5 protein-coding genes are annotated in these 4967 nt (G+C 77.6%); 3 read left to right on the top strand and 2 right to left on the bottom strand.

Annotated features, from left to right (window positions below):
* Nucleotides 1–1278 carry a Bcr/CflA family efflux MFS transporter gene (locus LLG88_05845; protein ID MCE5246430.1) on the bottom strand — a complete coding sequence of 426 codons (1278 nt, stop codon included), beginning with the start codon at nucleotides 1276–1278 and terminating at the stop codon, nucleotides 1–3.
* An 80-nt stretch (nucleotides 1279–1358) separates the two neighbouring features.
* Here LLG88_05845 and LLG88_05840 point away from each other — a divergent pair, with 80 nt between their 5' ends.
* Nucleotides 1359–1862 (top strand): MarR family transcriptional regulator, encoded by a 504-nt coding sequence (locus tag LLG88_05840; protein MCE5246429.1) that lies wholly within the window; start codon nucleotides 1359–1361, stop codon nucleotides 1860–1862.
* Nucleotides 1863–1961: 99 nt separating this feature from the next.
* Here the strand turns inward: LLG88_05840 and LLG88_05835 are convergent, their stop codons facing one another.
* Entirely contained in the window at nucleotides 1962–3089 is a 1128-nt protein-coding gene (locus LLG88_05835) for a hypothetical protein (GenBank protein MCE5246428.1), read from the bottom strand.
* 307 nt (nucleotides 3090–3396) lie between these two features.
* Between LLG88_05835 and LLG88_05830 the strand changes: the two genes are divergently transcribed.
* Nucleotides 3397–4350 carry a polyprenyl synthetase family protein gene (locus LLG88_05830; GenBank protein MCE5246427.1) on the top strand — a complete coding sequence of 318 codons (954 nt, stop codon included), beginning with the start codon at nucleotides 3397–3399 and terminating at the stop codon, nucleotides 4348–4350.
* A 67-nt stretch (nucleotides 4351–4417) separates the two neighbouring features.
* The coding region (locus LLG88_05825; GenBank protein ID MCE5246426.1) for a hypothetical protein at nucleotides 4418–4967 on the top strand (550 nt) is incomplete at its 3' end.

The following is a 4967-nucleotide window of genomic DNA, read 5'->3' as shown; positions in this document are numbered from 1 at the left end:
CTAGGCCGCGGAGGCCTCGGCGCAACGTCCGCGGCGCGCATCGCGTTCGGCGCCGTCGGCGACGAGGAACGAGGCGAGCGCGCCGAGCCCGGCGACCGTCATCGCCGCGGCCATCGGGACGGCGGTGCGGTCGCCCCAGAGGCCGACGAGCGGGGCGACGGCGGCGCCGAATCCGAACTGCAACGCGCCGAGCAGCGCCGACGCGGCGCCGGCGGCGCGCGGCGCGGCGGCGACGGCGGCGGAGGTGGCGTTGCCGAGGACGAAGCCGAGGCCGGCGAAGGCGATCGTGATCGCCGTGATCGTCCACGCGGCGGGAAGGCGGAGGCGGACGACGGCGACGAGGGCCGCCGAGGCGGCGGCGACGGTCGAGAGGCCCGCGAGGATCTGCCGGCGGGGCGGAACCGCGGCCGCGAGGCGCGCCGAGAGGACGCTCGTCGCGGTCAGGGCGAGGGCGACGAGCGCGAAGACGAAGCCGTACTCGCGGACGCCGAGGCCGAGGACGTTCTGGAAGACGAACGGCGAGGCGGAGATGTAGGCCATCAGCGCCGCGAAGGCGAACGCGAAGGTCAGGGAGGCGCCGAGACAACGGCGGCTCAGCAGCGCGGAGAAGCCGGCGTCGGCGGCGCGGGCGGCGCCGCGGCGCGAGGCCGGATGGGTCTCGCGGATCGACGCGGCGGCGGCGAGGAGCGCTGCGACGGTGAGGGCGACGACGACCCAGAGGATGCCGCGCCAGCCGATCGGCGCGACGAGCAGGCTGCCGAGCCACGGCGCGACGATCGGCGCGAGCCCGACGACGGTCATGAGGAGACTGAAGCCGCGCGCGGCGTCGCGGGGATCCGCGGCGAGGTCGGAGATGATCGCGCGCCCGACGACGAGGCCGGCCGCGCCGGCGAACCCCTGGGCGAAGCGCGCGACGACGAGGGCGCCGATTGTCGGCGCCAGCGCGGCGGCGACGCCGGCCGCGGCGCAGGCGACCGTCCCGGCGAAGAGCGGTCCGACGCGCCCGCGGCGGTCGGAGAGCGGGCCGAAGAGCAGCTGCCCGAGCGCCGCGCCGAGGAGGAACGTCGTCAGGCTGAGCTGGACGCCGGCGGCGGTCGCGCCGAGCGACGCCGCCAGCAGCGGGAAGGCGGGCAGGTAGAGGTCGGTGGCGATCGGCGGAAGCGCGGCGAGCGCGGCCAGGACGAGCAGCAGGCGGGGCGTGATGCGCCGCGCGCGGGGCGCGGGCGTCGCGGGACCGGCCGCGCCGGCGGCGGCGGTCGGTCGAAGGCGGTAGTTCACGGGGGGACGCTCCTCGAAGGAAGATATGTAGTTATGCAGACATAAATAGAGTAGCCTGTTCCGGCGCGAGGGACAAGACGATGGGAACGAAACCCAAGGGCCGCGCGCCCCGTCCGTCCGCCGCGGGACGCGGCGCGAAGGAGCGCGAGCGGCTGGCCGACCTGGCGGAAGCCGTGCTCAGCGTGGCGCGGGAGATCAACCTGCGCGTCGGCGCCGACCGGTCGCTGGTGCACCTGACGGCGACGGAGATCAACGTCGTGCGGCACGTCGGCCGCAACCCCGGCACGACGCCGACGGAGGCCTGCGAGCGGCTCGGCCTCAAGCGCAGCAACTTCAGCGTCGCGCTGCGCGCGGTGCGGGAGCGGGGGATGGTCGCGGTCGTTCCGGACGAACGGGACGGGCGTTGCGTGCGGCTCCACCCGACCGACGCAGCGGCGAAGAACCTCGCCGGCCATCGCCGGCGGTGGGCGGCCTGCCTCGAGGCGGCGCTCGGCGGCGGGGCGGACGTCGGGGACTGCGTCGGCCTGCTGCTTCGAATCGACGAGGCGCTGCGCGCCGGACGAGGCGGACGCGCCGACGAGTGATCGTTCGTTCCGCCGACGCGACGTCGCGCCCGCGCCCGCGGGGCGCCGACGCGCGTTCGTTTCGCCGACGCGACCGGGCGAGGGTCCGCCCGGGCGGACTCAGGCGCCGCCGGGGGCGCGCGACTCGGAGCGCCACGGCTCGAGGCGCAGCGGCACGTAGGGAATCGCGTTGCCTTGGTCGTCCACGCGCAGGCGGACGAACGGATGGCCGTCGCCCTCGGCGACGCCGAACTCCTCGCCCCATTCGAGGCCCAGCGCCTCGAGCGCGGCGCGGGTGAGCCGCACCGGCGCGGACGGCGGCGCCTTCGGATCGACGACCGCCCGCGCCACGACGGCGAAGCCGGTCTCGGCGCCGTCCGGGTCGAGGCGGACGATCCGCACCCAGCCGCTCGCCGCGTCCACGAGCCCCGCGGGGAGCAGCGCGGCCCGGAGGTCCTCGCCGACGACCTCGCCGCCGCCGCGCGGGCCGGCCACGGCGCGCAGCCGCCCGGAGGCGATGAGGTCCGCGCGCCCCGCGCGCCCGAGGCGCACGAGTTCGGCGAAGCCGCCCGCGTCGCGCGCCGCGGGACGCCACGCGCCGTCGGCGAAGCGCTGGAACTCGAGGTCGAGGTCGCTCGGCAGCAGCAGCGCGCCGCGCGCCTCGCCAGGCCGCGGCGGGAAGTTCATCCCGGGGCGGATCCGCACGCGGCGCAGCGAGAAGTGCATGATCGCCGCGGCGACGTGCTCGTCGTCCGAGGCGGCGACGGGACGTTCGGCCACCCACTCCTCGCGGGCCGGAACGTAGACCGCGATCTCGCATTCCTCCGCCGTGCGCCCCGGCGGGAGCGGCAACTCGAGCGTCGCCGGGGTCGTGAGGGGCAGGCCGTCGGGGCGGAGGTCGATCGCCGCGTTGCCGTCCCGGCCGCGCAGCAGGGTCGCCTCGACCTGCGCGGTGCGGGAGAGCGCGCCGGGCGGCACGACGAGGCGGGCCTCGTCTTCGGGGAAGGCGAGCTCGCCGCCGTAGGAGGCGTTCGCCGAGGAGACGGCTCGTTCGGGGGCGAACTGGTCGGGCCGCGGATCCCCCTGGTCGGCGCGCGGCGTCGCTTCGGCCGGGGGCGGCGCGGCGGGACGGGCGCGGAGCCACGGCGGGGCGCCGCTCAGGCCGGAGAGCCAGAGCGCGAGGCCGCCCGCGGCGGCGGCGACGACGGCGCCGAGCGCGAGGGCGGAGCGACGGAGCATGCGGGCCACGCGGGGAATGTAGCGCGCTCCGGCCCGCCGCGGCGGGGCGACGCTCGACGAAGGCTCCCGCGCCGCGACGCGTTGGGCGTAGGGGCGAGGTTGCGCGTGCCTGACGCGGCGCGGTCGGAGCGTCGATGGGCGCGGCGCGCCGCGGGGGGAAATGTCGCCGGCCGCGGCGGGCGGCGGTGGCCCCGGCGGTTCGGGCTTGGCATCATTGGCGGGCTCCCGGGCCGTCCGGGCGGCGCGCGCCGGCGCCTCGGGCGCCCTCGGGCGCGCGGCCGCGGCGGCGCGGGCGACGCGTTCGGACGCGCCGAGGATGACCGGCGCGGTCCGCAGCGAACGCGCCGGCGGCACGGGGCCGGGCGTCGGCGTTGGGGGTTTCGTCGTGGAACTGGCCGGGTATCTCAAGGAGCGGCGGGCGCGCGTCGAGCGGGCGCTCGAAGAGGCGCTGCCGGCGAAGAGCCCCGATCCGGGGCGCCTCGTCGAGGCGATGCGCTACACGCTCTTCCTGCCCGGAAAGCGGCTGCGCGCCGTGATCTGCGTGGCGGTGGCCGAGGCTTTCGGCGGGCGCGAGCGGGACGTCATGCCGCTCGGCGTCGCCGTGGAGATGGTCCACGCCGCCTCGCTGATCCTCGACGACCTGCCGGCGTTCGACGACGCGACGCTGCGCCGCGGCGCGCCGGCGAACCACCGCGTCTTCGGCGAGGCGACCGCGGTCCTCGCCGCCGTCTCGCTGCTCGCCGCGGCGTTCCGCCATCTCGGCGACCGCTCGCGGCCGCGCTTCTTCGGCCCCGACGACGCGGTCGGCGCCGTGCGCGAGTTGGCCGACGCGGTCGGCGAGAACGGCATGGTCGCCGGCGAGGCGCTCGACATCCTCGCCCGCGGCGGCCGCCCCGACCTCGACGAACTGGAGCGGATCCACGCGCTCAAGACCGGCAGCCTCTTCATCGCCTGCGCCGGCGAGGCGGCGCGCCTTTCGGGCGCCGGGCCGCTGGAGCAGGCCGCCCTGCGCGCCTACGCCAAGAACCTCGGGCTGGCGTTCCAGATCACCGACGACCTGCTCGACGTCGTCGGCGATCCGGCGGCGACCGGCAAGGACCACGCCGAGGCGAGCGAGGGGGCGAACTTCGTCGCCTTCGCCGGCGTCGAAGGGGCGCGCCGCCTGGCCGAGGAACTGATCGAGACGGCGACGTCCAGCCTCGAGCCGCTCGGCAAGCGGGCGACGACGCTCGCCGCGTTGGCCGAGTTCGTCGGACGGCGCGATCGATGAGCGCGGCGTGCGCGTCGCGCGGCGACCGCGGGGTCGCGTTCGCGGACTCCGCGCGGCGGAGCGGCCGATGAGCGCGCCGGGGACCGACCGCTTCGCGGGCTACGAGGACGTCCGCCGCGCGCTGCACGAGCGCGGCTATCTGGAGACGCCGCTCGACCGGCTGTTCGTCGGCGGGCTGGGCGATCCGCTCGGACGGCGGCGCGCGCGCCGCTTCTACTCGGCCTGCCTCGCCGGTCTGCTCGCCGGGCCGCCGCTCGGCTTGATCCTCGCGCTCACGGTGTGGGTCGAAGGGCGCGGCGCCGTGCCGGCGTGGCCCGACGGCGCGCTCTACGCGTTGCTCTTCGCGCTCGTCACCGCCGTCGTCGTCGCGCTCTGCGAGGGGGCGGCGGGGCTGCTGATCCGCGTCCTCGCGCGCGTCCGGCCGCGCCTCTCGCCGCGCCGCGCGTCGTTGGCCGCGGGGCTCGTCGTCGCCGGCGGCCTGGCCCTCTATCTCGGCGCCTGGTGGGTCGCGGGCGGGGCGCGGATCGGCTTCGGCGACGCGCTGACGCTCGCCGCGCTGGCGCTCGGCGCCGGCTTCGCCGGACGCGTCGTCGCCGCGGCCGCGCTCGCGCAGGCGG

Source organism: bacterium (assembly GCA_021372775.1).
In the GTDB taxonomy this organism is placed as follows: Bacteria; Acidobacteriota; Polarisedimenticolia; order J045; family J045; genus JAJFTU01.
This window is presented reverse-complemented; position numbering and strand designations above follow the sequence as displayed.